The sequence below is a fragment of the Micromonospora sp. NPDC002411 genome (assembly GCF_053592955.1).
In genome coordinates this window covers 1-4,772 of sequence record NZ_JBSFBM010000438.1, presented here as the reverse complement: position 1 = coordinate 4,772, position 4,772 = coordinate 1, and the positions used below count along the sequence as shown (strand labels likewise).

Annotated in this window: 4 protein-coding genes; 2 read left to right on the top strand and 2 right to left on the bottom strand. The window is 71.9% G+C overall.

What is annotated here, in order from left to right; genetic code table 11:
* The first annotated feature begins 125 nt into the window (after positions 1 to 125).
* Positions 126 to 2,255 (top strand): transglycosylase domain-containing protein, encoded by a 2,130-nt coding sequence (locus ACWCO3_RS31660; RefSeq protein WP_145779319.1) that lies wholly within the window; start codon positions 126 to 128, stop codon positions 2,253 to 2,255.
* 34 nt (positions 2,256 to 2,289) lie between these two features.
* On the opposite strand, the gene ACWCO3_RS31655 is transcribed toward ACWCO3_RS31660, so the two are convergent.
* A complete protein-coding gene (locus ACWCO3_RS31655; RefSeq protein ID WP_145779318.1) occupies positions 2,290 to 2,859 on the bottom strand; it encodes a GNAT family N-acetyltransferase in 570 nt (189 codons plus the stop codon).
* Positions 2,856 to 4,259 carry a cobyrinate a,c-diamide synthase gene (locus ACWCO3_RS31650; protein WP_450013554.1) on the bottom strand — a complete coding sequence of 468 codons (1,404 nt, stop codon included), beginning with the start codon at positions 4,257 to 4,259 and terminating at the stop codon, positions 2,856 to 2,858. The genes ACWCO3_RS31655 and ACWCO3_RS31650 overlap by 4 nt, the downstream gene beginning before the upstream one ends.
* Positions 4,260 to 4,441: 182 nt before the next feature.
* Between ACWCO3_RS31650 and ACWCO3_RS31645 the strand changes: the two genes are divergently transcribed.
* The coding region (locus ACWCO3_RS31645) for an SURF1 family cytochrome oxidase biogenesis protein (protein WP_450013552.1) at positions 4,442 to 4,772 on the top strand (331 nt) is incomplete at its 3' end.

Genomic DNA, 4,772 nt, shown 5'->3' with positions numbered 1-4,772 from the left:
GCATGTCCGCGATCCTTCCGGGAAGGCGGCCGGTGGGACAGACGATCTCGGCGTAAGCCACGTCACCACTCGTCGGTTTATGAGTTCTTCTCAGGTACGAATCGGAAATGTCATAACTTGGCCATGTGAGTAACCGACCCCTTACTGCCGCAGGTCGACTCGTCCCTCTCCTCCGCGCCGGGCTGATCGCCGGAATCGTGATCGCCGCCGTCGCGTACCCGCTGGTCGCCCTCACCGGGCTCGGCGCGAAGGCCACCGCGCACGCCGTGGAGCAGAAGACCCGGGTGCTGAAGACCGCCATGCCCGCCGAGACCTCGTACGTCTACGCGCCGGACGGCAAAACCGTGCTGACCATGTTCTACGAGGAGTACCGGCAGTACACCAAGCTGTCGGACATGTCGCCGAACATCCTCCAGGCGATCGTCGCCGCCGAGGACAACCGCTTCTACCAGCACCACGGCGTCGACCCGAAGGGCGTGGCCCGGGCCTTCGTCTCGAACGCCCGCTCCGGCGGCTCCCAGGGCGCCTCGACGCTGACCATGCAGTACGTCCGGATGGCCCTGCGCGACAGCGCGACCACCCCCAAGGAGGTCCAGGAGGCCACCCAGCAGACCAGCCTCCGCAAGGTCAAGGAAATGCGGATGGCGCTGGACCTGGAGAAGGAGATCAGCAAGGACCAGATCCTGGAGCGCTACCTGAACTCGGCGTACTTCGGGCACCGGGCGTACGGCATCTACGCCGCCAGCGAGATCTTCTTCTCCAAGACCCCGAAGAACCTCACCCCGGTCGAGGCCGCCACCCTCGCCGGCCTGGTCAAGTCCCCGTCCGAGTACGACCCGGCAGACTCCGACCAGAAGGAGGCCACCGGGCGACGCAACTACGTGCTGGACCGGATGAGCCAACTCGGGTACCTCTCCCCCGACTCGGCCACCGCCGCCAAGTCCGAGCCCATCCGGCTGAAGCTGACGACCCCGCCACACGACTGCGCCGCCGTGCCGGAGAAGTACAACAGTTGGGGCTTCGCCTGCGACTACCTGAAGAACTGGTGGAGCGCGCAGCCCGCGTTCGGGGCGAACCGGCTGGAACGGATGGACAAGCTGCGCCGGGGTGGCTACCGGATCGTGCTCAGTCTCGACCCGAAGATCCAGGCCGCGGCGGAGAAGAACGTCGGCGCCAAGGAGGCCACCGGCAGCCCGTTCGCCAACGGGATCGTGGTCTCCGAGCCGGGCACCGGGCGGGTCAAGGCCATGGCGGTGAACCGGACGTACTCACTGGACCTGGCCGAGAACCCACCAAGCTCCAACCCCGAGGCCGGGCCGAAGGTGAAGGCCAACTACCCGAACACGGTGGCCCCGCTGCTGGGCGGCGGTGACCTGGCGGGCTACCAGGCGGGATCGACGTTCAAGATGTTCCCGATGCTGGCTGCGTTGGACTCCGGCATGACCCTCTCCACCTCGTTCAACGCCCCGCACCGCTACCGGTCCGAGGTCTACGACGGCTGGGCGCCCTCCAACGCCAGCGGCGCGATGAGCGGCCAGCAGACCATGTGGTCCGGCTTCGGCAAGTCGGTCAACACGTACTTCGTGTGGCTGGAGGAGAAGGTCGGCGCGGACCGGGCGGTCCGGTTGGCCGAGCAGCTCGGGCTGCGCTGGCGCACCGACGTCGACCGGGACCACGCGTCCCCGGACAAGGCGAAGAAGTGGGGTGCCTTCACCCTGGGCGTCTCCGACGCCACGCCGCTGGAGATGGCGAACGCCTACGCCGCCATCGCGGCCGACGGCCGCTACTGCGAGGCGATACCGGTGCAGGCGATCATGAACCGGGACGGCACACCGGCCACGTACGCCACCCCGGGCGGCATCCACCGTGAGGTGGCCAAGCCACGGTGCCGGCAGGTGGTCAGCGCGGACGCCGCCCGGGCGGCCACCGACGCGGCCCGCTGTCCGACCGGGGACACCCCGGCGCGCGGAAGCTGCGGCGGCTGGTCCACCGCCGACAGCGTGCGAGGCACTGTCGGACGCCCGGTGGCCGGCAAGACCGGTACCACGGACAGCACCCGGTCCGCCTGGTTCGTCGGCTACACCCCGGAGTTGGCAGCGGCGAGCTTCATCTCCGACCCGGACAATCCGTTCAACGCGGTGGGCGACGGTCAGTCCCAGATCCCCATCGCGGCGGTCGCCGAGACCCTGCGCGACGGTTTGAAGGGCACACCGACCCGCCAGTTCACCCCACCGTCGGACGCGATCGTCGGCTGACCCGGCGCAGGTCCCGCACGCGGGTCAGATCGAGTCAGCGCAGGTCGGCGGCGACGAACGACCAGAGTTCGAGGTCCACGCGGCTGCCGCCGACCAGCCCGGCGTTACGCAGCAGACCCTCGTAACTGAACCCGGCCTTCTCGGCGACCCGACGCGAGGCCAGGTTGCCGGGCGCCACCCGCAGCTCGACCCGCTGGAACCCGTGCTCCAGGATCAGGGCGATGGCCACCGCGTCGACGGCCTCGGCGGCGAAGCCGAAGCCTCGCGCGTGCGGTGCCATCGCGTAGGAGATCTCGGTGAGACGGGCACCCCAGTCGGTACGCCGAGTCCAGAGCGAGCCCACCATCTGGTCGTCCTCGCGGCGGAGCACCGCGTAGTGGTCACCTTCGCCGCTGTCCCGCCGCTGCCGGGCCAACTCCGTGCACCACGCGTGCCCGTCGATCGGGCCGGAATCGTCGGGCAACGGCAACCAGCGCCGGGTCAGCTTGTCGGCGAAGATCTCCCCGGCCGCCTCCGCGTCCGCGGCGGTGAGCCCACGCACCTCCGTGCGCGGGGTGGAGACGGTCAACGCCGGGAAGCGGCGTACCGCCACCTGACCGATCACACCGGCACCCCGCCGGACTGCGCGGGCATCGCCTCGCTCGTCGGGTCGGTCGCCGCGGCGGCGACCAACCGGGCCGCCGTCGCCGGGTGACCCGCCCAGTGCAGAGTGAGCTGTGAGGCGTGCACATTGCGCCAGACGAACCCCTCCGGCGTGCCGCCGTCCCAACTCCACGCCGGGCGTTGACCAGCCCGCGGGGTCAGGACCGCCCGGTGCGCCTTGTGGCCGACCAGCACCGTGCCCTGGGCCGCGACCACGCTGTCGGTCTGGGCGGTGGCCTCCCGGTAGCCGGCCACCAGGCCGTCCCGGCTGACGCCCACCGCGTCCAGGACACCGCACATCGGCAACCCGTCCAGCTCCCGGGCCAGCCACAGCAGCCCGGCGCCCTCGGCGACCACCGGACGCCCGGTCCGCGCCAACTCGGCCACCGCGATGCAGAGCCGCCGGTTGGCCGACAACTGCTCGGCGTACGCCTCGGGAAGCGCGCCACCGACGACCAGCGCGCGGGTGCCGACCGGCAGCGCCTCGTCGCGCAGCGGATCGACGACGACGATCTCGGCGCCGGCAGCCCTCAGCAACTCGGCGGTCTCCGGGTGGCTGAAGCTGCCGCCCGGCCCACCGGCCAGCGCCACCAGCGGGCGGTCCACCGGCGCGGTGAACGCACCGAGGACCTCCTCGGGAGACCAGGCCGGGGCGGGCAGCGGCGGGGCGGAACGGGCCAGCCCGAGCAGACGTTCCAGGTCGACAGTGGCGGCGACCGCCTCGCCCAGCCGACGGACCGCACGAGCCGCATCGGCGGACCCGTCCACCACCGGCGCCACACCGTGCCGACGCGACGGCAACACCGCCGGCAGGTCCTGACGGCGCAACGCCCCGTAGACGGGCACTCCCACGTCGTCCAACGCCTCGCGCAACATCGCCTCGTGCCGCGACGACGCCACCCGGTTGAGGATCACCCCACCGAGCCACAACTGCTCGTCGTACGAGCGGAAACCGTGCACCAGGGCCGCCACCGACTGACCCATGGCGGCCACGTCGACGACGAGCACCACCGGGCTGCGCAGCGCAGCGGCGGCAGCGGCGGTGGACTCCTGCTCGGGGCGACCGCCGACCGCGTCGTACAGCCCCATGCTGCCCTGGACCACAGCGAGCCCGGCACCGGCGGCGCCGTGCGCCACCAGCGGCGCGAGGCGGTCCACGCCGATCAGCCGGGGGTCGATCACCCGACCCGGGCGACCGGCGGCGAGACCGAGGTACGCGGCGTCGACGGGGTCCGGCCCGAGCTTGAACCCGGCGACGTCGACCCCCCGCTCGGCCAGGGCGGCGAGCAGCCCGATCGCCAGCGCGTTCTTACCGTGCCCGGAGGACGGCGCGCTGAGCACCAGGCGCGGCACGACGGTCATCATCGACTCCTCGCGAGCGGCGGCGGGTACACGACGGGACGACCGGGGCCGATCCGTCGGCGTGACGATACCCGCCCGGCCGCGGACGCGAGCACCGCCAACCGGGGCCGGCGACCCGACCGTGCCGCCGAGCCGGCCCGGTCCAGGTCAGTGGCGCCCGTCATACGGGTAGCCTCGGTGCCGTGTACCGGTTCCTGCTGAGCCCACGCTGGCTGGGCGCTCTCGCGCTGACCCTGGTCGCGGCCGCCGTCATGGTGTTCCTCGGCAACTGGCAGCTGGACCGCTACCGGGGGCGTACCGAGGTCAACGAGCGGATCGACGCGGGCCAGCGGATGGCTCCGGCGCCGCTCGCCGACGCGCTGTCCGCCCCCACCGGCGGGGCGGGGTCGGTCGGCCCGGCCCCCGCCAAAGAGAAGGTCTGGACCCGGGTCACCGTCACCGGCAGGTACGACCCGGCGAACACCGTGCTGGTCCGTGGTCGGACGGTGGACAGCCGGGTCGGCTTCGAGGTGC

Bases quoted from the DNA above. Each gene is read 5' to 3' on its own strand.
- ACWCO3_RS31650 (WP_450013554.1), bottom strand. From the start codon at position 4,259: ATGACCGTCGTGCCGCGCCTGGTGCTCAGCGCGCCGTCCTCCGGGCAC.